A 21630-nucleotide genomic window follows, 5' to 3' on the forward strand; every position below is an offset into this window, starting at 1 on the left:
TATGCGTATTAGCACCCAGATGATGTACCAGCAGAATATGCGCGGCATCACTAACTCTCAGGCGGAATGGATGAAGTTCGGCGAGCAGATGTCGACGGGTAAACGCGTGATCAATCCATCTGACGATCCGATTGCCGCCTCGCAGGCCGTAGTACTTTCGCAGGCTCAGGCGCAGAACAGCCAATACACACTGGCGCGCTCATTCGCGACGCAAAAAGTATCGCTGGAAGAGAACGTGCTGAATCAGGTGACGACGGCGATCCAGACCGCGCAGGAAAAAATCGTTAGTGCGGGAAACGGTACGTTAAGTGATGATGACCGTGCATCGTTGGCCATCGACCTGCAGGGAATCCGCGATCAACTGATGAACCTGGCGAACAGCACCGACGGTAATGGGCGCTACATTTTTGGCGGATATAAAACAGAATCTGCACCGTTTGCCCAGGCTGATGGCGCTTACAGCGGCGGTACGACAAACGTCACCCAGCAGGTTGATGCCTCCCGGACCATGGTGATTGGTCATACCGGTGATAAAGTCTTCGCCAGTCTGACCAGCAACGCCGTACCGGAGCCAGGCGGCGGTACCCAGGAAAAGAATGTGTTCAAAATGTTGGATACTGCTATTGATGCGCTTAAGACACCGGTTGAGGGCAATGATGCGGCAAAAGCTACTGCCACTGCAGCCATCGATAAAACCAGCCGAGGTCTTAAAAACTCGCTGAATAATGTGCTGTCCGTGCGTGCAGAATTAGGCACGCAGCTTAGCGAATTGAGCTCGCTGGATTCACTGGGCGCCGATCGTGCATTGGGGCAAACTCAGCAGATGAGTAATCTGGTGGATGTCGACTGGAACGCCGCGATTTCGTCTTACGTGATGCAACAAGCCGCACTACAGGCATCGTATAAAACGTTTACTGATATGCAGGGAATGTCGCTGTTCCAGCTTAACCGGTAACGATCCATTTTGAACATATCATGAAACTGGGTATGTTTGTCTGCCCGCTCCTTTAACACCCCGGAGCGGGCATTTTTTTAGGCAACCGACGCCTTACTAAGCGACGGGTTCCCCGTCAGTCTTATGACCAACGCGATCGCACTGCTGAATGTTGCCAGCGTCACCACTCCTTCCCAGTTGGCAAGCGCATAGACCTGACTCCCGAGAACGGAACCCAGCGCCATACCGATAAACACCATCGTAAACAGCAGAGCGTTCAATCGTCCTCGTGCCTGAGGCTCCAGGCTATAGACCAGGTTTTGGTGGGCAACCAGGCTGGATTGCAATCCGAGATCAAAACCTACCGCCGAAAGGGCGATAAGCAGCCACTGCCCCTGAACGGGCAGGGCGGGTAACAAAAACATCAGTGCGAAAGATACCGTTACCAGCAAAGCACCCAATTGCGTCACTTTTGCTGCACCCACTTTATCGGCAAGATGGCCCGCCATCGGTGCAGCAAGCGCTCCGGCTGCTCCCGCGATACCAAAAGCACCCGCTATAGCGCTACCCAGGTGGTAATGCTCAGATAACATCACCGCCAGCGTAGACCAGAAGGCGCTAAAAGCAATGGACAGAAAGCCTTGTGCCAGTGCTGCTCGGCGCAAGGTGGAATATCGTTGCCAAAGTTGCACCATCGAGAGCATTAATGATGGATAGCTCAACGTGGAATGGACCGTAAAACGAGGCAGTGCTTTCCACATAATCGCGGTGATTACGGCAATACTGACGGCAGCAAGTTGGTACATCTCACGCCAGCCAAACGCCTCACCGACCAGTCCACTGACGGTACGTGAGAGTAAAATTCCCAGCAGAAGGCCCGTCATTACGGTGCCCACCGTTTTTCCCTGTTTGCCTTCGGGCGCCAGTATTGCCGCCGCAGGCACAATATCTTGTGCCATGGTTGCCGCCATGCCCATCATCAGGCTCACTATTAACAGTGAATGCAACTGCCCGGTAAAGCTGCATGCCAGAAGCAGCACAGCAAGAGAGATACTTTTCAGCAGGATTAATGTCCTGCGGTCATAACGATCGCCCAATGGCAATAAAAACAAAATACCCAGCGCGTATCCCGCCTGGGTCAGCGTCGGGACCAACCCCATGCCGGTAATACTTAAGTTCAGATCCTGACCCATTAAAGGCAGAAGGGGTTGAGCATAGTAGATAGCAGCGACACTGAATCCGGCACCTACTGCCAGAACGAAAGTGACCCAACAGGAAAGTGCGGTATATGTGTTCACAAATGATTCCTCAATCACTGGATGTGCGGCTATTTTTATCCTTCAGCGAGTGGCGTGGTAGCGAGTGCAGTGGTAAAACAGTTATACGTCAGACGTATGATGAAACAGAAAATGATAAAAAATGAGCGTATAGACAGGGTGGAGCTGATGCGTACGTTTGTACGTATTGTCGAAGCAGGATCGCTTTCGGCAGCGGCAAAACAGATGGGGACAACGCAAGCGACCGTAAGCCGACGGTTGCAATCCCTGGAAACTCTGCTGGGTGTGAAACTGATCATGCGTACCACGCATGCGATGAAATTGACCGACGACGGCGAAAGAGGCTACCAGCATGCCAAGAAGATTATTGATGCCTGGCTGGCGCTGGAAGATGGACTTAATGTCACAGAAGATGAACCTGTGGGGACTTTGCGAGTCCGTGCACCGCATGCGTTCGGGCAACAACAACTGCTTGAGCCGCTTTTGCAGTTTCTTTCGCGCTATCCCCAGGTAGCAGTAGAGTGGATGCTCAACGATAAAACCGTTGATTTTCTGAGCGATAATATTGACTGCGCTATCAGGGTTGGTGCCGAGGTGGATCCGGCCACGGTTGCCGTTTTACTGGCTGAAGTTCCCCGTAGTATGGTGGCGAGCCCTGGGCTGCTGGAACAATACGGCGAGCTTTCTCATCCTGAGCAGTTATCAGCGCTGCCCTGGATTGCCGTGAATACGTTTTATCAACATAGCGTTTCGTTGTTGCACCAATTGCGTAATGAGCCAGTCACGTTGAATATTTCACCCAGATTAAGTACCGACAGTATTTATGTCGCAAGGAATGCCGCGCTGGCGGGGTTGGGAGTGACTATTGTTTCAAGTTGGATGGTGGCGGAGGATATTGCCAACGGACGTCTGGTTGCGTTGCTACCTGAGTGGCATGCGGCGCCGTTGCCTGTACATTTGGTTTATCCGTGGGCGCGTTACTATCCGATTCGCTTACGCAAGTTTCTGGACTTAATGAAGGATGTTATGCCGCAGCTGACGGGGATGAAAGGCGTAGATCAGATATAAAAAAGCCGACCCGAAGGCCGGCTTTGATATTGATTATGGCTTACTCGACAGGCTGAGGACGTGTTGCTGGCGCAGTCGCTTGATGCGTTGCACTGTGTCCACCTGCGGCACCTTTGCCTTCAAAGGCGAATGCCGGACGCTGCCAGTCGCTATGACGCGGCGCTTCTGGCACATATTCCGGTGCCGGGGCGCGGGTCATCGGTGCGGTCGCATGGCTGTGAAGGTGTTCAGCATCAACACTGGCTGCGACAACTTCAGGCTTAACGACAGTCGTTTCTACAATTGGCGCTGCAACAACTTCCTGCGGCGCAGCAATCTCTTCAGCAACTGGCGCTGTTTCCACAACTTCGGCAATCTCTTCAACCACTTCTGGCTGGGAAATAACAACCTCTGCAGGCTCTTCAACAACCGGCGCAGTCACAACGTCAGCCACAGGTTCGGCTTCAGCGGCGATTTCTTCTGCAACGGGCGCATCAGATGCAGCGATAATTTGCGGTTGTTCCTCGACCGGGGTCGCAATGACTTCCGGATGCGTGGTTTCAACCTGTGTGGTTTCAACAACGGCGGCCTGAGGCTCAGCTACGACAATTTCTGGCTGCACGGCTTCAACTGGCGCAGGGGCATCCACAATGTGTTCCACGGCAGCTGCAGCAACCTGAGGCGCTACGGCGACAGGTGCGGCTTGCTGCTGGATCATTTCTTGTTCGCGCTGTTCTTCAACCTGCTGATCCTGAGGACGTGCGACAGGGTAGCTGATCCAAACTTTACCGGACGCTAATTCAGGAGATGCACAGGCGACCGTTAACGGCATTGGTGACTGAACCGGATAACGCTCGTCACGGTAACGACGACGACGCTGTCCACTGACGCGCAGATGGCGAGGGGAGCGACGGGAACGACGCGGCATACCATTGGAGTCACGCGCGTCGCTGTTGTCTTCCTGCTCAGTCGCAACGACGGCTGGCAGATCAACTTTCGCCAGTTCGGTGCGTTGTGCTGGTGCAGGCTGTTCTGTTGGCTGAGCGGCAGAGGTTTCAGCAACTACTGCGGCAGTTGCCACTTCGGTTTCAACCGCCGGGCTGTCAGTGAAACGCACTTTCTGAGTCAATTGACGCTGTTTACGGCGAGTCTGAGGCTGACGTACGCGCTCTTCCTGCTCGGCATCCTGCACAGGTTGTTCAGCCTGGTTCAGCTCTTTGACTTCCTGCTGAGCCTGACGTTTGTCATCGTTACGACGGCGGTTGCGTTCGCGACGCGGAGCCTGCTGCTCATCGCCAGATTTCGCTTTGTCTGCAACGTCAGTAGTTTGCTGGCGGTTATCGCGAGCTTCCGCATTTTGCTGCTGTGACTGACGACGGTTACGGCGGTTATCTTCACGGTTTTCGCCGTTTTCTGAACGTTCGTTACGGTTGTCACGGTCACCGCGATTATCCCGGTTATCACGACGATCGTTACGGTCGCGACGATTGTTCTGACGCGGTTTACGACGATCCTGCTGGCGTTCGGTTTTCTCTTCAGCTTTCGGCGCAGGTTGTTCAACCGGCTTCACTTCTTCGCTACCACCGAAGATGGACTTCAGTGCGCCAAAGAAACGGCTAATCAAACCGGGCTGTTCGGCAACGGCTGCAGTCGCTGCCGCAGCTTTAGGCGCGGCGGCTTTCGCGGCAGGTTCCTGCAGAGCAGGAGCTGGCGGAACGTCTGGCATGGCGAAGGTGGCCAACGCCGGTTGCTCAGGCTGTTTACGCTCGACGTACTCTTCTTCCGTCGGCAATGCCATTGCCTCTTCATGCAGTTTCGGCAGTAGATAGCTCAGGGTCGGCGTTTCTTCCCCTTTACGTACGCGCAGCACAGAATAGTGCGGGGTTTCCATCTGATCGTTTGGCACGATCACACAGCGCACGCCATTCTGACGCGTCTCGATTGCATTTACCGCGGTACGCTTTTCGTTGAGCAGGTAGGAAGCGATCGGCACAGGAACAATAGCGTGTACTTCCTGCGTATTTTCTTTCAGTGCTTCTTCTTCGATCAGACGCAGAATAGACAGCGACAGTGATTCGTTATCACGTACGGTACCGGTGCCGGAGCAGCGCGGGCACACGTGATGGCTGGATTCACCCAGTGACGGGCTCAGACGCTGACGGGACATTTCCAGCAGACCGAAGCGAGAAATATGGCTGATCTGAATACGCGCTCTGTCCTGGCGTACGGCCTCGCGCAGACGGTTTTCAACCGCGCGCTGGTGACGAACCGGCGTCATATCAATGAAGTCGATTACAATCAGACCGCCGAGGTCGCGCAGACGCAGCTGACGTGCAATTTCATCGGCTGCTTCAAGGTTGGTGTTGAACGCTGTTTCTTCGATGTCGCCGCCGCGGGTTGCGCGTGCGGAGTTGATATCGATAGCGGTCAGTGCTTCAGTGCTGTCGATAACGATTGAGCCGCCGGACGGCAGACGCACTTCGCGTTGGAACGCGGACTCAATCTGAGACTCGATCTGATAGTGGCTGAACAGCGGGATTTCGCCGGTGTACAGTTTGATTTTGCTGCTGAAATCCGGACGACCCAGCGCGGCGATGTGCTGACGCGCCATCTCCATGACTTTTGGGTTGTCGATGAGGATTTCGCCGATGTCCTGGCGCAGATAGTCGCGGAAGGCACGCACGATAACGTTGCTTTCCTGATGGATCAGGAACGGAGCAGGGCGGCTGTCAGCGGCTTTTTGAATCGCTTCCCAGTGCTTCAGGCGGAAGCTCAGGTCCCACTGCAGCGCTTCGGCGGATTTGCCTACCCCTGCGGTACGCACGATAAGCCCCATGCCATCAGGCAGTTCCAGGCTTGCCAGCGCTTCTTTTAATTCGGTACGGTCGTCGCCTTCAATGCGACGGGAGATGCCGCCCGCGCGCGGGTTGTTCGGCATCAGAACCAGATAACTACCCGCCAGGCTGATAAAGGTAGTCAGCGCAGCGCCTTTGTTACCGCGTTCTTCTTTATCGATCTGAACGATGACTTCCTGACCTTCACGCAACACGTCTTTAATGTTGGGACGACCATGGGAGTTGTAGTTAGCGGGAAAGTATTCGCGGGCAATTTCTTTTAACGGGAGGAAACCGTGACGTTCAGCGCCGTAATCAACAAAAGCAGCTTCCAGACTCGGTTCAATACGGGTAATTTTGCCTTTATAGATGTTGGCTTTTTTCTGTTCGTGTCCAGGACTTTCGATATCCAGATCGTACAGACGTTGCCCATCTACAAGGGCGACACGCAACTCTTCCTGCTGAGTCGCGTTAATTAACATTCTTTTCATCGTAACTTACTCATTATTCTTACATTGACGACTAAGCTGCGGGCAGAGTAATGCCTTTCCGGGTGTGAACCGATGGCCTCGTGTCTATTCGCGTCGCCAACCTCACGGTTATCGTCAGCTCAAAGAGGCGCAGAGTGTCGGTTGCCTGTATTTCATACGGAAACACAGCGCAATTATCAGGGGAACAGTCTGGGTGTTACTCTCCAGAGAAGCTTCCATTGTGCTTGTCGTCTTTCACGCTGTCGGTGCGTTGGCTTTATCTTCTCACCCTGGTCGCTTACAGGAGTAAGAACCTGGGGGTATCCAGACTTGCCGCCTTCCTACAATGTGAAATCCATAGAGCACTTACCGGTAAGGACTGCAACCCGCAGCCCGCTAACTGCCTGAAAGATCAATACGTCTTACGCCATTGCTGCGTTGATGATCGGTCGGGCAAAATTGGGTCATTCCGGAAAAGTTCTTGTTTTAACAAGATTCAACACGGAAACAACCGCATTATTCCACTGCTAACCTTGTTATAGCAAGATGACTTTTGCCATTTATCACCCGGTTACTCACAGTTTTTTCACTTCCGCGTAGTGATTGCTTTAATAACCACCAAATCGGCTATGTCAAACTTAAGTAATAAGGTATAGCAGTTAATATAAGCATAGAAAAATGTGTGGCGCGAATCTTGATGGCTATTTAAAATCGGCCCCCATGAAAACAGAGACTCCAGCCGTAAAAACAGTTGCCATTACTGCCGACGAAGCAGGGCAACGCATCGACAACTTTTTGCGCACCCAGCTTAAGGGCGTGCCGAAAAGTATGATTTATCGCATTTTGCGTAAAGGCGAAGTGCGGGTGAATAAAAAACGCATTAAACCCGAGTACAAACTCGAAGATGGGGATATTGTGCGTATTCCACCTGTGCGTGTCGCTGAACGTGAAGAAGAGGCCATTTCGCCAAACCTGCAGAAGGTTGCGGCGCTGACCGATGTCATTTTATATGAAGATGACCACATTCTGGTGCTTAACAAACCTTCAGGTACGGCCGTGCATGGCGGAAGCGGGTTAAGCTTTGGCGTCATTGAAGGATTACGTGCGTTGCGTCCGGAAGCGCGTTTCCTTGAGCTGGTGCATCGCCTCGACCGGGATACCTCCGGTGTGCTGCTGGTTGCCAAAAAACGCTCAGCCTTGCGTTCATTGCATGAACAACTGCGTGAAAAAGGCATGCAGAAAGATTACCTCGCGCTGGTTCGAGGCCAATGGCAGTCGCATGTCAAAACCGTGCAGGCGCCGCTGTTAAAGAACATTCTGCAAAGCGGCGAGCGTATCGTGCGGGTGAATCAGGAAGGCAAACCGTCAGAAACACGTTTTAAAGTGGAAGAGCGCTATGCGTTTGCCACGCTTGTGCGCTGTAGCCCGGTGACCGGCCGTACGCACCAGATCCGTGTGCATACCCAGTATGCCGGTCATCCAATTGCTTTTGACGATCGCTACGGTGACCGTGAGTTCGATAAGCAACTGGCGGATACGGGGTTGAACCGACTTTTCCTGCATGCCGCAGCGTTGAAGTTTACTCATCCGGGTACGGGGGAAGTGATGCGTATTGAAGCGCCAATGGATAAACAGTTGAAGCGCTGCCTCGAGGTATTACGCAGCAAAGCCTGATGCGCGTTGCTTATCAGGCCTACAATCGTGTGATGGACCGTAGGCCTGATAAGACGCATCGCGTCGACATCAGGCAGATTAATCAGGCGTTCAACGGGTTCATTTCTTCCCGCCGCAGCATTTGACACAACGCGATCAGCGGCAAACCTACCAAGGTATTTGGGTCACGACCCTCCAGGCGTTCAAAGAGTGCAATACCTAACCCTTCACTTTTGAAACTACCTGCACAATGGAGCGGACGCTCTTTGCGCAGATAATCATCAATTTCCGCCTCGCTTAAATGACGGAAATGGACGTCAAAAGGTTCTACTTCAGTTTGTAAATGTCCGGTCGCAGAATTATACAGCGCCAGTCCGGTGTAAAATGTCACAATATTGCCACGGGCTTTGAGTAATTGCTGGCGCGCACTTTCTTCTGTTAATGGTTTGCCGGTTATTTCACCATCAAGAACACAAATTTGATCGGAGCCAATAATCAGATGCGAGGGATAACGGTGGGCGAGTGATTGCGCTTTTTGCTGCGCCAGTCGCAACACCAGATGACGTGGCGCCTCGCCTGGTAATGGTGTTTCATCAACCTCTGGTGCTGCGCATTCGAACGGAATTGCCAGTTTTTCGAGTAAAGCGCGACGCCAGGGAGAGGTGGAAGCAAGAATAAGTTGAGGCATATTTTTTCCCTCGCATATAGCGTATTGATGAGAGCCATTTTAAACTATGGACTTCGACCTACAAGCTGGCTGTAGTGGCTTGTCTTGAGCGATTTTAAGTCGATGACCCGCAATGTGTGCGAATTATTGGCAAAAGGCAACCACAGGCTGCCTTTTTCTTTGACTATATGACGTTACAAAGTTAATATGCGCGCCCTATGCAAAAGGTAAAATTACCCCTGACTCTTGATCCGGTTCGTACGGCTCAAAAACGCCTCGATTATGAAGGTATCTATACTTCTGATCTGGTTGAGCGCGTCGCCGATTCTGTAGTCAGTGTGGACAGTGATGTGGAATGCTCCATGTCGTTCGCTATCGATAACCAGCGTCTCGCCGTTATAACCGGTGATGCGAAGGTATCGGTTACGCTCGAATGTCAGCGTTGCGGGAAACCGTTCCCACTTCATGTTCACACAACATATTGTTTTAGTCCTGTCCGTTCTGACGAGCAGGCTGAAGCACTCCCGGAAGCGTATGAGCCGATTGAGGTTAACGAATTCGGTGAAATCGATCTGCTTGCAATGGTTGAAGATGAGATTATCCTCTCCTTGCCGGTAGTTCCGGTGCATGATTCTGAACACTGTGAAGTGTCCGAGGCGGACATGGTCTTTGGAGAATTGCCTGATGAAGCGCAAAAACCAAACCCATTTGCCGTATTAGCCAGCTTAAAGCGTAAGTAATTGAGGAGTAAGGTCCATGGCCGTACAACAGAATAAACCAACCCGTTCCAAACGTGGCATGCGTCGTTCTCATGACGCTCTGACCGCAGTCACCAGCCTGTCTGTAGACAAAACTTCTGGTGAACAACACCTGCGTCACCACATCACTGCCGACGGTTTCTACCGTGGCCGTAAGGTAATCGCTAAGTAATCACGCATGACTCAATGGCTTTCCCACCCTGGTGAGAAAGACAAAGAGTGAACGCGTGATGAAGCTTAGTGAGGCTTTCCCCGGGTAACTGGGGAAACACCTAACCGGGCAGCGACGATACCTTGACACGTCTAACCCTGGCGTTAGATGTCATGGGGGGAGATTTTGGCCCTACCGTGACAGTGCCTGCAGCATTGCAGGCACTGAATTCTAATTCGCAACTCACACTTCTTTTAGTCGGGGATCCCGATACAATCACGCCATTACTTGCCAAAGCTGACTTCGAACAACGTTCGCGTCTGCAGATTATCCCTGCTCAGTCAGTTATTGCCAGTGATGCCCGGCCCTCGCAAGCTATTCGCGCCAGTCGTGGAAGCTCAATGCGTGTTGCCCTGGAGCTCGTGAAAGAAGGTCAGGCACAAGCTTGTGTCAGCGCCGGTAATACGGGCGCACTTATGGGACTTGCGAAGTTATTGCTCAAACCCCTTGATGGGATTGAGCGTCCGGCGTTGGTGACGGTTTTACCGCATCAGCAAAAGGGCAAAACGGTGGTGCTGGATTTGGGCGCCAACGTAGATTGTGATAGCACTATGTTGGTGCAATTTGCCGTCATGGGTTCCGTGCTGGCAGAAGAGGTTGTTGGCATTGCCAATCCTCGCGTAGCGTTACTCAACATCGGCGAAGAAGAAACGAAAGGTCTCGACAGTATTCGAGATGCTTCAGCTGTGCTAAAAACAATCCCTTCCATTAATTATATCGGCTATCTTGAAGCCAATGAGTTACTGACTGGCAAAACCGATGTGTTGGTCTGTGACGGTTTTACAGGTAATGTCACATTAAAGACGATGGAAGGTGTTGTCAGAATGTTCCTTTCACTGCTGAAATCTCAGGGTGAGGGCAAAAAACGGTCGTGGTGGCTTCTGTTATTAAAACGTTGGTTACAAAAAAGCCTGACAAGGCGATTTAGTCACCTCAACCCCGACCAGTATAATGGCGCCTGTCTGTTAGGATTGCGCGGCACGGTGATTAAGAGTCATGGTGCGGCCAATCAGCGAGCATTTGAAGTCGCGATTGAACAGGCAGTGCAGGCGGTGCAGCGACAAGTTCCTCAGCGAATTGCCGCTCGCCTGGAATCTGTATACCCAGCTGGATTCGAACTGCTGGACGGTGGCGAAAGCGCAACCTCACGAGCACACAGATAACGGTGCGTTTGTGAATGTAGCCAACGTATCAGCGATTTGCTCGTGGCGGTATATAACCAAAAAGTGACTGAGCGTACATGTATACGAAGATTATTGGTACTGGCAGCTATCTGCCTGAACAAGTGCGTACTAACGCCGATTTGGAAAAAATGGTTGAGACATCTGATGAGTGGATCGTCACTCGTACAGGTATCCGTGAACGCCATATTGCAGCGCCAAATGAAACAGTTGCGACGATGGGCTTTGCCGCCGCAAACCGTGCGATTGAAATGGCGGGCATCGACAAAGAACAAATTGGTCTGATTGTGGTTGCTACCACATCATCCACTCACGCATTTCCAAGCGCGGCGTGCCAGATCCAAAGTATGCTGGGGATCAAAGGCTGTCCGGCGTTTGACGTTGCAGCCGCTTGCGCTGGTTTCACTTACGCCCTGAGCGTTGCCGACCAGTATGTTAAATCTGGCGCAGTTAAGCATGCTCTGGTCGTTGGCTCTGATGTTCTGGCGCGCACCTGTGATCCAACCGATCGCGGAACGATCATCATTTTCGGTGATGGCGCGGGCGCGGTTGTACTGAGCGCATCGGAAGAGCCAGGCATTCTCTCCACGCATCTGCACGCTGACGGTCGCTATGGCGAACTGTTGACGCTGCCTAACGCCGATCGCGTGAACCCAGAAAACCCGATTCATCTGACGATGGCGGGTAACGAAGTATTTAAAGTCGCGGTGACCGAGCTTGCGCACATCGTTGATGAAACGCTGGAAGCCAATAATCTCGACCGTTCTGCGCTGGACTGGCTGGTACCGCATCAGGCTAACCTGCGCATTATCAGCGCGACGGCGAAAAAGCTGGGTATGTCGATGGATAATGTTGTCGTGACGCTCGACAGACATGGTAATACCTCTGCTGCCTCCGTACCGTGCGCGCTGGACGAAGCCGTCCGCGACGGGCGTATTAAAGCTGGGCAGTTGATATTGCTTGAAGCCTTCGGGGGTGGATTCACCTGGGGCTCCGCGCTGGTTCGTTTCTAGTATAAGGATTTAAACATGACGCAATTTGCATTTGTGTTTCCGGGGCAGGGTTCCCAGACCGTTGGGATGTTGTCTGAAATGGCAGCAAACTACCCAATTGTTGAAGAAACATTTGCTGAAGCATCAGCTGCGCTGGGCTATGATCTGTGGGCGTTGACTCAGCAGGGTCCGGCCGAAGAACTGAATAAAACCTGGCAGACGCAGCCAGCGCTGTTGACCGCATCTGTCGCGCTTTACCGCGTATGGCAGCAGCAGGGTGGTAAAACACCTGCGCTGATGGCGGGTCACAGCCTGGGCGAATATTCTGCGCTGGTCTGCGCAGGCGTGATCGCATTTGCTGATGCCGTACGTCTGGTAGAACTGCGCGGTAAGTTCATGCAGGAAGCTGTACCAGAAGGCACTGGCGGTATGTCTGCGATTATCGGTCTTGATGATGCGTCTATCGCTAAAGCATGTGAAGAGTCAGCAGAAGGTCAGGTTGTTTCTCCGGTTAACTTCAACTCGCCAGGCCAGGTGGTTATCGCGGGTCATAAAGAAGCGGTTGAACGTGCGGGCGCTGCCTGTAAAGCTGCGGGTGCGAAACGTGCTCTGCCACTGCCAGTTAGCGTGCCGTCTCACTGTGCGCTGATGAAGCCTGCTGCTGAGAAACTGGCCGTTGAGCTGCAGAAAATCACCTTTAACGCGCCGACTGTTCCGGTCGTGAACAACGTCGATGTGAAGTGTGAAACCACGGCAGACGCAATTCGCGATGCGTTGGTTCGTCAGCTGTATAGCCCGGTTCAGTGGACTAAAACCGTTGAATTTATGGCATCCCAGGGCGTAGAGCACCTGTATGAAGTCGGTCCGGGTAAAGTTCTGACCGGTTTGACGAAACGTATTGTTGACACCCTGACTGCTTCGGCACTGAATGAGCCGGCGGCACTGTCTGCGGCGCTAGAGCAATAAAAGAGGAAGACCATGAGTTTTGAAGGAAAAATCGCGCTGGTTACCGGTGCAAGCCGTGGCATTGGCCGCGCAATTGCTGAGACACTCGTTGCCCGTGGCGCGAAAGTTATCGGTACTGCTACCAGCGAAAGCGGCGCGCAGGCCATTAGCGATTATTTAGGTGCAAATGGTAAAGGTCTGATGTTGAATGTGACCGATCCTGCATCTATCGAATCTGTTCTGGAAAATATTCGCGCAGAATTTGGTGAAGTCGATATCCTGGTCAATAATGCCGGGATTACTCGTGATAACCTGTTAATGCGCATGAAAGATGACGAGTGGAACGATATCATCGAAACCAACCTGTCATCTGTTTTCCGTCTGTCAAAAGCGGTAATGCGAGCTATGATGAAAAAGCGTCATGGGCGTATTATCACTATCGGTTCTGTGGTTGGTACCATGGGAAATGCGGGTCAGGCTAACTACGCTGCGGCGAAAGCGGGTCTGATCGGCTTCAGTAAATCACTGGCGCGCGAAGTTGCGTCTCGTGGCATTACTGTAAACGTTGTTGCTCCGGGCTTTATTGAAACGGACATGACGCGTGCGCTGTCTGATGATCAGCGTGCGGGTATTCTGGCGCAGGTTCCTGCGGGTCGCCTTGGCGGCGCTCAGGAAATCGCCAGTGCGGTTGCATTTTTAGCTTCTGACGAAGCAAGTTACATCACAGGTGAGACTTTGCACGTCAACGGCGGGATGTACATGGTTTAACCACGATTGAAAAATATTTGCGTTATTAGGGTGAATGGCCTCAAAATAGCGCAAAATCGTGGTAAGACCTGCCGGGATTTAGTTGCAAATTTTTCAACATTTTATACACTACGAAAACCATCGCGAAAGCGAGTTTTGATAGGAAATTTAAGAGTATGAGCACTATCGAAGAACGCGTTAAGAAAATTATCGGCGAACAGCTGGGCGTTAAGCAGGAAGAAGTAACCAACAATGCTTCCTTCGTTGAAGACCTGGGCGCAGATTCTCTTGACACCGTTGAGCTGGTAATGGCTCTGGAAGAAGAGTTTGATACTGAGATTCCGGACGAAGAAGCTGAGAAAATCACTACCGTTCAGGCTGCCATTGATTACATCAACGGCCACCAGGCGTAAGTGAACATCTCCAGGCGGTCATTCGACCGCCTGAGTTTTATCTTTTTATCCCACTTGAATTATTTTCCCTCCCTGGAGGACAACCGTGTCTAAGCGTCGTGTAGTTGTGACCGGACTGGGCATGTTGTCTCCTGTCGGCAATACCGTAGAGTCTACCTGGAAAGCTCTCCTTGCCGGTCAGAGTGGCATCAGCCTGATCGACCATTTCGATACTAGCGCCTATGCAACGAAATTTGCTGGCTTAGTAAAGGATTTTAACTGTGAAGACATTATCTCGCGCAAAGAACAGCGCAAGATGGATGCTTTCATTCAATATGGAATTGTCGCTGGCGTTCAGGCCATGCAGGATTCTGGCCTCGAAATAACGGAAGAGAACGCCCACCGTATTGGCGCCGCTATCGGCTCTGGTATTGGCGGTCTCGGTCTTATCGAAGAAAACCATACCTCTCTGGTAAATGGTGGACCGCGTAAGATCAGCCCGTTCTTCGTTCCGTCGACGATTGTTAACATGGTGGCAGGTCACCTGACCATCATGTACGGCCTGCAAGGGCCAAGCATCTCCATCGCGACCGCCTGTACTTCAGGCGTGCATAACATCGGTCATGCTGCACGTATCATTGCATACGGCGATGCGGACGCGATGGTTGCGGGTGGTGCAGAAAAAGCCAGTACGCCGCTGGGCGTGGGTGGTTTTGGCGCGGCACGTGCGCTGTCTACGCGTAATGATAACCCGCAAGCGGCAAGCCGTCCGTGGGACAAAGAACGTGATGGCTTTGTGCTGGGCGACGGCGCAGGCATGGTTGTACTGGAAGAGTACGAACATGCGAAAGCGCGCGGTGCAAAAATCTATGCTGAAGTCGTTGGCTTCGGTATGAGCAGTGATGCTTACCACATGACGTCACCACCGGAAAACGGTGCAGGCGCTGCGCTGGCAATGGTTAACGCGCTGCGTGATGCGGCTATCGAAGCGGGTCAGATTGGCTATGTCAACGCGCATGGTACGTCTACGCCTGCAGGCGATAAAGCAGAAACCCAGGCAGTGAAATCTGTCTTTGGTGATGCGGCAAGCCGTGTAATGGTAAGCTCCACCAAATCTATGACCGGACACCTGTTGGGTGCGGCGGGCGCGGTAGAGTCTATTTTCTCTATCCTGGCGCTGCGCGATCAGGCTATTCCGCCAACCATCAACCTGGATAACCCGGATGAAGGTTGTGATCTGGACTTCGTACCTCACGAAGCGCGTCAGGTTAGTGGTCTGGAGTATGCACTGTGTAACTCCTTTGGCTTCGGTGGTACCAACGGCTCTTTGATCTTTAAAAAGATTTAAGCCCGTTAGCTGATGCGCTAGCATCGATAGCAAATTGAAAAGGTCCGCTTGTCGGGCCTTTTTTTATTCGGTTTTCCGCCCTTGTCCTGTGTTACTCATCCTGCCAAACTAGCGGACCAGAAATAAGGAGCCACCATGTTCTTAATTAATGGCTGCGAGCAGAATATGCTGGCAGCAAACGATCGAGCGACCCAATTTGGTGATGGCTGTTTTACCACTGCCTGTATTATCGACGGCGAAATCCCTCTCTTTGCAGCGCATCTTGAGCGTTTACAAGACGCTTGCCAAAAACTGCTGATCTCTTTTGAAAATTGGTCCGAGCTGCAAAATGAAATGAAAATGCTGGCGAAAGGGCACGTACGCGGGGTGTTGAAAGTGATTATCAGCCGTGGCAGTGGAGGCCGGGGCTACAGTGGCAAAAGTTGTCACAGCGCCACACGCATCCTCTCCGTTTCAGCCTGGCCCGTTCATTACGATCGTTGGCGGCAAGATGGCATTGTGCTGGCGCTAAGCCCAGTACGTCTGGGACGTAATCCACTGCTTGCCGGGCTTAAACATCTGAATCGACTGGAGCAGGTGTTGATTCGCTCTCATCTTGAACAGACGGACGCAGATGAAGCACTGGTTCTTGACAGCGAGGGATGGGTTACGGAATGCTGTGCGGCTAATTTGTTCTGGCGTAAAGGTGATGTGGTTTACACGCCCCGCCTGGATCAGGCCGGAGTAAACGGCATTATGCGACAATTCTGTATCCGGATGCTGGCACAATCGCCATTCAGTATTGTCGAAGTGTATGCCGGGTTGGAGGAGGTTATGCAGGCTGATGAAATCGTCGTCTGTAACGCGTTAATGCCCATTATTCCCGTGCGTGCCTGTGGCGACACATTGCTGTCTTCACGTTTGTTATTCGATTTTTTAGCCCCACTTTGTGAGCACCCGAATTAGTCATGAAAAAACTGTTACTTGTTGTCCTGTTATTGCTGGTTGTGCTGGGCATTGCCGCGGGAGTGGGAATGTGGAAAGTTCGCCATCTGGCGGACAGTAAATTATTGATTAAAGAAGAGACGATTTTTACGCTGAAAGCGGGGACGGGCCGCCTGGCCCTTGGCGAACAGCTGTATGCGGACAAGGTTATTAACCGTCCGCGCGTGTTCCAATGGCTGCTGCGTGTGGAACCTGAACTGTCGCATTTTAAGGCCGGAACCTACCGTTTTACACCCGACATGACGGTTCGGGATATGCTGCAACTGCTGGAAAGCGGAAAAGAGGCGCAGTTCCCGTTACGTCTGGTTGAAGGGATGCGCCTAAGCGATTACCTGAAACAGCTGCGCGATGCCCCGTATATCAAACATACGTTAAGCGACGATAGCTATGAGACCGTGGCCCAGGCGCTGAAATTGGAAAACCCGCAATGGGTGGAAGGTTGGTTCTGGCCAGATACCTGGATGTATACCGCCAATACGACTGACGTAGCGTTGCTAAAACGCGCGCATCAGAAAATGGTTAAAGCGGTGGATACTGTCTGGGAAGGGCGCGCTGACGGCCTGCCTTATCAGGACAAAAATCAGCTGGTAACCATGGCTTCTATTATTGAAAAAGAGACTGCGGTTGCCAGCGAGCGTGACCAGGTGGCTTCGGTGTTTATTAACCGTTTACGTATCGGTATGCGTTTACAAACCGATCCGACGGTGATTTACGGTATGGGGTCACGTTATAATGGCAAATTGTCGCGCGTGGATTTAGACACCCCGACCGCTTATAACACCTATACCATTACAGGACTGCCACCTGGCCCGATTGCCATGCCGGGAGAGGCATCGTTGCAGGCCGCGGCACATCCGGCAAAAACGCCGTATCTTTATTTTGTGGCTGACGGTAAAGGTGGCCACACGTTTAACACCAATCTTGCCAGCCACAACCGGTCCGTGCAGGATTACCTGAAAGTGCTTAAGGAAAAAAATGGGCAGTAACTATATCGTCATCGAGGGCCTGGAAGGCGCCGGAAAAACCACCGCGCGTAACGTAGTGGTAGAGACACTTGAGCAACTCGGTATTCGTGACATGGTTTTCACCCGCGAACCTGGCGGCACGCAACTGGCTGAGAAACTAAGAAGCCTGGTGCTGGACATTAAGTCGGTGGGTGACGAGGTTATCACTGACAAAGCCGAAGTTCTGATGTTTTACGCCGCGCGCGTACAACTGGTCGAAACCGTTATTAAACCTGCGCTGGCGAAAGGCGCGTGGGTAATTGGCGATCGTCACGATCTGTCTACCCAGGCGTATCAGGGTGGTGGACGTGGTATCGATCAAAACATGCTGGCAACCCTGCGCGATGCAGTGCTCGGCGATTTTCGCCCGGATCTCACTATCTATCTGGATGTGACGCCAGAAGTCGGGTTGAAGCGTGCCCGTGCACGCGGCGAGCTGGATCGTATTGAGCAGGAATCTTTCGATTTCTTTAATCGTACCCGCGCGCGCTATCTTGAGCTGGCTGCCAAAGACGCCAGCATTCGCACTATAGACGCTACGCAGCCGCTGGAGGCTGTGATGGCTGATATTCGCAATACCATCACCCAGTGGGTGAAGGAGCAGGGCGCATGAAATGGTACCCATGGTTACGACCGGATTTTGAAAAACTGGTGGCCAGCTACCAGGCGGGTCGTGGTCACCATGCGTTACTGATTCAGGCGTTACCCGGAATGGGCGACGAGGCGCTTATTTACGCCCTCAGCCGCTATTTAATGTGCCAGCAGCCGGAAGGACATAAAAGCTGCGGACAGTGCCGTGGCTGTCAGCTGATGCAGGCGGGGACGCACCCTGACTACTATTCGCTGCTGCCAGAAAAAGGCAAAAGCACGCTGGGGGTTGATGCTGTACGCGAAGTCAGTGAAAAGCTGTACGAGCATTCGCGTCTCGGTGGTGCGAAGGTTGTATGGATCCCTGATGCCGCCCAGTTAACCGATGCTGCCGCCAATGCCCTGTTGAAAACGCTGGAAGAACCCCCGGCACAGACCTGGTTTTTCCTCGCCAGCACAGAGCCAGCTCGTTTGCTGGCGACATTACGCAGCCGTTGTCGGTTACATCATCTTGCGCCACCTCCGGAGTCGTATGCTATCTGCTGGCTTGCTCGTGAAGTGACTGCGTCGTCAGAAGCGCTGCTTAGCGCGTTACGTCTAAGTGCCGGTTCGCCAGGCGCGGCACTCACGCTGTTACAGGCTGAAAGCTGGGCGCACCGTACAGATTTTTGTGCGGCACTGGTAAATACATTAAATGCCGGTGATTGGTATATCTTGCTCGCGGCGTTAAACCACGATCAGGCTGCCGCCCGTTTACACTGGCTGGCAACGTTGTTTACGGATGCGTTGAAACGTCCGTATGGGGTTGCCCATTTAACCAATCCTGATGCCCTGGACCTGATATCTTCAATCGCAGAACGGTTATCCGTTGCCCAGATACAGGCGATACTCGGTGACGTTTGCCATTGCCGTCAGCAGTTGCTGAACGTGACGGGCGTAAACCGCGAGCTGGTATTAACCGATCTTATTCTTCGTATTGAGCATTACCTGCAACCAGGCACCGTACTGCCTGTTCCCCATCTTTGAGAGAGACATTATGTTTTTAGTCGACTCACACTGCCATCTTGATGGCCTGGATTATCAATCTCTGCATAAGGACGTGGACGACGTGCTGGCGAAAGCGGCCGCACGCGATGTGAAATTCTGTCTTGCCGTTGCAACCACCTTGCCAGGATACCGCAGTATGCGTGAACTGGTTGGTGAGCGCGACAATGTGGTTTTTTCCTGCGGCGTGCATCCGTTAAATCAGGATGAAACCTATGATGTTGAGGAGCTGCGTCGTTTTGCCGCCGAAGAGGGGGTTGTGGCGATGGGAGAAACCGGGCTGGACTATTTTTACACGCCGGAAACAAAGGTGCGCCAGCAGGAATCTTTTATCCACCATATTCAGATTGGCCGTGAGTTACAGAAGCCAGTTATCGTGCATACCCGCGATGCGCGAGCCGACACGCTGTCTATTCTGCGCGAAGAAAAAGTGACGGATTGTGGCGGCGTACTACACTGTTTTACAGAGGACAGAGAAACGGCGGGCAAATTACTGGACCTTGGATTCTATATCTCGTTTTCCGGCATCGTCACGTTCCGAAATGCAGAGCAGCTCCGTGATGCTGCCCGCTATGTTCCTCTGGACCGGTTATTGGTCGAGACGGATTCTCCTTACCTTGCGCCTGTACCGCATCGTGGAAAAGAGAACCAGCCCGCCATGACTCGTGACGTTGCAGAGTACATGGCCGTAGTGAAAGGTGTTGCCGTTGAAGAACTGGCGCAGGCAACCACTGATAACTTTGCCCGCCTGTTTCACATCGACGCTTCTCGCCTGCAATCTGTTCGTTAACTGACTTTTTTTAAAGCTCGTAATTAATCACTAATGCGAGTAAAGTTCACCGCCACAAAATGGGCGGTGAATAACCAGCTTGACACATTCAGAAACGCATTTTATCGGAATGTGCGGATTTTGCGGCCATTCACGACTGAACTGTGATAGCCGTCAAACAAAAACAAACTGAATTATTTTACTCTGTGTAATAAATAAAGGGTACTTAGATGCCCTGTACACGGCGAGGTTCTCCCCCCTCGCTAATGCGTGAGAACGTAGAAAAGCACAAATACTCAGGAGCACTCCTAATTATGTTTAAGAATGCATTTGCTAACCTGCAAAAGGTCGGTAAATCGCTGATGCTGCCGGTATCCGTACTCCCAATTGCAGGTATCCTGCTGGGCGTCGGTTCCGCTAACTTCAGCTGGCTGCCAGCCGTTGTATCGCACGTAATGGCAGAAGCGGGCGGTTCTGTTTTTGCGAACATGCCGCTGATTTTTGCTATCGGTGTTGCGTTAGGCTTCACTAATAATGACGGTGTATCTGCACTGGCATCCGTTGTTGCTTACGGCATCATGGTTAAGACCATGGCTGTAGTTGCGCCGCTGGTTCTGCATTTACCTGCTGAAGAGATCGCAGCTAAACACCTTGCTGATACGGGTGTTCTCGGGGGGATTATCTCCGGTGCGATTGCAGCGTATATGTTCAACCGCTTCTACCGTATTAAATTGCCTGAGTATCTTGGCTTCTTTGCGGGTAAGCGCTTCGTTCCTATCATTTCTGGTCTGGCTGCTATCTTCACAGGTGTGGTTCTGTCCTTCATTTGGCCGCCAATCGGTACTGCTATTCAGACGTTCTCCCAGTGGGCTGCATACCAGAACCCGGTCGTGGCGTTCGGTATCTATGGCTTCATTGAACGCTGCCTGGTGCCGTTTGGTCTGCACCATATCTGGAACGTTCCATTCCAGATGCAGATCGGTGAATACACCAACGCTGCAGGTCAGGTGTTCCACGGCGACATCCCTCGCTATATGGCGGGTGACCCGACTGCGGGCAAACTGTCTGGTGGCTTCCTGTTCAAAATGTACGGTCTGCCGGCTGCTGCTATTGCTATCTGGCACTCTGCTAAACCAGAAAACCGCGCGAAAGTGGGCGGTATCATGATCTCCGCGGCGCTGACCTCGTTCCTGACCGGTATTACCGAGCCGATCGAGTTCTCCTTCATGTTCGTGGCGCCGATCCTGTACATCATCCACGCGATTCTGGCTGGTCTGGCATTCCCGATCTGTATCCTGCTGGGTATGCGTGACGGTACGTCGTTCTCCCACGGTCTGATCGACTTTATCGTTCTTTCCGGTAACAGCAGCAAACTGTGGCTGTTCCCGATTGTCGGTATCGGTTATGCGATTGTTTACTACACCATCTTCCGTGTGCTGATCAAAGCGCTGGACCTGAAAACTCCGGGTCGTGAAGATGCCACCGAAGACAGCAAAGCAGGTGCGTCAGGCGAAATGGCTCCGGCTCTGGTTGCGGCGTTCGGCGGTAAAGAAAACATCACTAACCTTGATGCGTGTATCACCCGTCTGCGTGTCAGCGTGGCTGACGTTGCCAAAGTGGATCAGGCTGGCCTGAAGAAACTGGGTGCGGCGGGCGTTGTGGTAGCTGGTTCCGGTGTTCAGGCGATTTTCGGTACTAAGTCCGATAACCTGAAAACTGAAATGGATGAGTACATCCGTAACAGCTAAGCAGTAAGAAATTGGGGAGAACTAAGGCAGCCTACGG

General features: G+C 52.4%; 20 protein-coding genes. 17 read left to right on the forward strand and 3 right to left on the reverse strand.

The features are described 5' to 3' along the window. Position 1 precedes the first annotated feature (1 nt). On the forward strand, positions 2-955 hold the full coding sequence (gene flgL / locus C2U41_RS06170) for a flagellar hook-associated protein FlgL (RefSeq protein ID WP_103849073.1): 954 nt from the start codon (positions 2-4) through the stop codon (positions 953-955). Between the two features lie 77 nt (positions 956-1032). Here flgL and C2U41_RS06175 read toward each other — a convergent pair whose 3' ends face one another. Beyond that, entirely contained in the window at positions 1033-2232 is a 1200-nt protein-coding gene (locus tag C2U41_RS06175; RefSeq protein ID WP_103849074.1) for an MFS transporter, read from the reverse strand. Positions 2233-2253: 21 nt separating this feature from the next. On the opposite strand from C2U41_RS06175, the gene C2U41_RS06180 reads away from it, so the two are divergent. Then, positions 2254-3279 (forward strand): LysR family transcriptional regulator, encoded by a 1026-nt coding sequence (locus C2U41_RS06180; RefSeq protein WP_103849075.1) that lies wholly within the window; start codon positions 2254-2256, stop codon positions 3277-3279. Positions 3280-3319: 40 nt separating this feature from the next. On the opposite strand, the gene rne is transcribed toward C2U41_RS06180, so the two are convergent. Further along, positions 3320-6583, reverse strand: coding sequence for a ribonuclease E (gene rne, locus C2U41_RS06185; protein WP_103849076.1), 3264 nt, complete (start codon positions 6581-6583; stop codon positions 3320-3322). Between the two features lie 699 nt (positions 6584-7282). Here rne and rluC point away from each other — a divergent pair. Next, a complete protein-coding gene (rluC, locus tag C2U41_RS06200) occupies positions 7283-8236 on the forward strand; it encodes a 23S rRNA pseudouridine(955/2504/2580) synthase RluC (protein ID WP_003036228.1) in 954 nt (317 codons plus the stop codon). 82 nt (positions 8237-8318) lie between these two features. On the opposite strand, the gene C2U41_RS06205 is transcribed toward rluC, so the two are convergent. Beyond that, positions 8319-8903 carry a Maf family protein gene (locus tag C2U41_RS06205; protein WP_103849077.1) on the reverse strand — a complete coding sequence of 195 codons (585 nt, stop codon included), beginning with the start codon at positions 8901-8903 and terminating at the stop codon, positions 8319-8321. Positions 8904-9100: 197 nt separating this feature from the next. Between C2U41_RS06205 and yceD the strand changes: the two genes are divergently transcribed. From yceD to ptsG, 14 genes are all read left to right on the forward strand, one after another. Then, positions 9101-9622, forward strand: a complete 522-nt coding sequence (yceD, locus tag C2U41_RS06210) for a 23S rRNA accumulation protein YceD (RefSeq protein ID WP_003036239.1) — start codon at positions 9101-9103, stop codon at positions 9620-9622. Positions 9623-9638: 16 nt separating this feature from the next. Further along, the gene (rpmF, locus tag C2U41_RS06215; RefSeq protein WP_003036242.1) at positions 9639-9812 is read left to right on the forward strand and encodes a 50S ribosomal protein L32; all 174 of its coding nucleotides are present in this window, start codon (positions 9639-9641) and stop codon (positions 9810-9812) included. 122 nt (positions 9813-9934) lie between these two features. After that, positions 9935-11014, forward strand: a complete 1080-nt coding sequence (gene plsX / locus C2U41_RS06220; RefSeq protein ID WP_003836738.1) for a phosphate acyltransferase PlsX — start codon at positions 9935-9937, stop codon at positions 11012-11014. A 77-nt stretch (positions 11015-11091) separates the two neighbouring features. Further along, entirely contained in the window at positions 11092-12045 is a 954-nt protein-coding gene (gene fabH, locus C2U41_RS06225; protein ID WP_003832181.1) for a beta-ketoacyl-ACP synthase III, read from the forward strand. A 15-nt stretch (positions 12046-12060) separates the two neighbouring features. After that, complete coding sequence (gene fabD / locus C2U41_RS06230; RefSeq protein ID WP_008320343.1) at positions 12061-12990, forward strand: ACP S-malonyltransferase; 930 nt, start codon at positions 12061-12063, stop codon at positions 12988-12990. Positions 12991-13002: 12 nt separating this feature from the next. After that, positions 13003-13737, forward strand: coding sequence for a 3-oxoacyl-ACP reductase FabG (gene fabG / locus C2U41_RS06235; RefSeq protein WP_003036255.1), 735 nt, complete (start codon positions 13003-13005; stop codon positions 13735-13737). Positions 13738-13892: 155 nt separating this feature from the next. Then, positions 13893-14129 carry an acyl carrier protein gene (acpP, locus tag C2U41_RS06240; protein ID WP_000103754.1) on the forward strand — a complete coding sequence of 79 codons (237 nt, stop codon included), beginning with the start codon at positions 13893-13895 and terminating at the stop codon, positions 14127-14129. A gap of 85 nt (positions 14130-14214) precedes the next feature. Continuing rightward, positions 14215-15456, forward strand: a complete 1242-nt coding sequence (gene fabF, locus C2U41_RS06245) for a beta-ketoacyl-ACP synthase II (protein WP_003036260.1) — start codon at positions 14215-14217, stop codon at positions 15454-15456. Positions 15457-15591: 135 nt separating this feature from the next. Beyond that, positions 15592-16401 (forward strand): aminodeoxychorismate lyase, encoded by an 810-nt coding sequence (gene pabC, locus C2U41_RS06250; protein WP_103849078.1) that lies wholly within the window; start codon positions 15592-15594, stop codon positions 16399-16401. Positions 16402-16403: 2 nt separating this feature from the next. Continuing rightward, entirely contained in the window at positions 16404-17426 is a 1023-nt protein-coding gene (gene yceG, locus C2U41_RS06255) for a cell division protein YceG (protein WP_003036266.1), read from the forward strand. Next, on the forward strand, positions 17416-18057 hold the full coding sequence (gene tmk, locus C2U41_RS06260; protein WP_003036268.1) for a dTMP kinase: 642 nt from the start codon (positions 17416-17418) through the stop codon (positions 18055-18057). The genes yceG and tmk overlap by 11 nt, the downstream gene beginning before the upstream one ends. Next, positions 18054-19058, forward strand: coding sequence for a DNA polymerase III subunit delta' (holB, locus tag C2U41_RS06265; protein WP_046670474.1), 1005 nt, complete (start codon positions 18054-18056; stop codon positions 19056-19058). Before tmk ends, holB begins: the two co-directional genes overlap by 4 nt. A gap of 10 nt (positions 19059-19068) precedes the next feature. Beyond that, a complete protein-coding gene (locus C2U41_RS06270; RefSeq protein ID WP_003036276.1) occupies positions 19069-19866 on the forward strand; it encodes a metal-dependent hydrolase in 798 nt (265 codons plus the stop codon). 293 nt (positions 19867-20159) lie between these two features. Continuing rightward, complete coding sequence (gene ptsG / locus C2U41_RS06275) at positions 20160-21593, forward strand: PTS glucose transporter subunit IIBC (protein ID WP_003036277.1); 1434 nt, start codon at positions 20160-20162, stop codon at positions 21591-21593. The last annotated feature ends 37 nt before the right edge of the window (positions 21594-21630 follow it).

It is taken from the genome of Citrobacter freundii complex sp. CFNIH4 (assembly GCF_002934505.1).
GTDB classification, from domain to species: domain Bacteria; phylum Pseudomonadota; class Gammaproteobacteria; order Enterobacterales; family Enterobacteriaceae; genus Citrobacter; species Citrobacter freundii.